The 385-nt window shown below is 66.5% G+C and carries 1 protein-coding gene; it reads right to left on the bottom strand.

Annotation, left to right across the window (positions count from 1 at the left end; all coding sequences use genetic code 11):
* The coding region (locus RX395_RS10175; protein ID WP_316367410.1) for a GDP-mannose 4,6-dehydratase at window positions 1–385 on the bottom strand (385 nt) is incomplete at both ends.

The following is a 385-nucleotide window of genomic DNA, read 5'->3' as shown; positions in this document are numbered from 1 at the left end:
CCGATGAGGTAGGTCTCCCCCGTGCGGCCCTTGGTGAGGATGTCCCAGACGGCCGAGGAGTGGTCCTCGGTGTGGATCCAGTCGCGCACGTTCTCGCCGCGGCCGTAGAGCTTGGGGCGCACGCCGTCGACGATGTTGGTGATCTGCCTGGGGATGAACTTCTCCACGTGCTGGTAGGGGCCGTAGTTGTTGGAGCAGTTGGAGATGGTGGTTCGCAGCCCGTAGGTGCGGGTCCAGGCGCGCACGAGCATGTCGGAGCTGGCCTTGGTCGAGCTGTAGGGGCTCGACGGGTGGTACGGCGTCTCCTCGGTGAACTTGGCCGGGTCGTCGAGCGCCAGGTCGCCGTAGACCTCGTCGGTGGAGACGTGGTGGTAGCGGACGCCGT

The sequence above is a fragment of the Collinsella aerofaciens genome, assembly GCF_032584215.1.
Classification (GTDB): Bacteria; Actinomycetota; Coriobacteriia; order Coriobacteriales; family Coriobacteriaceae; genus Collinsella.
Note: the sequence above shows the minus strand (reverse complement) of the source record. Positions and strands in the feature narration are given on the sequence as shown.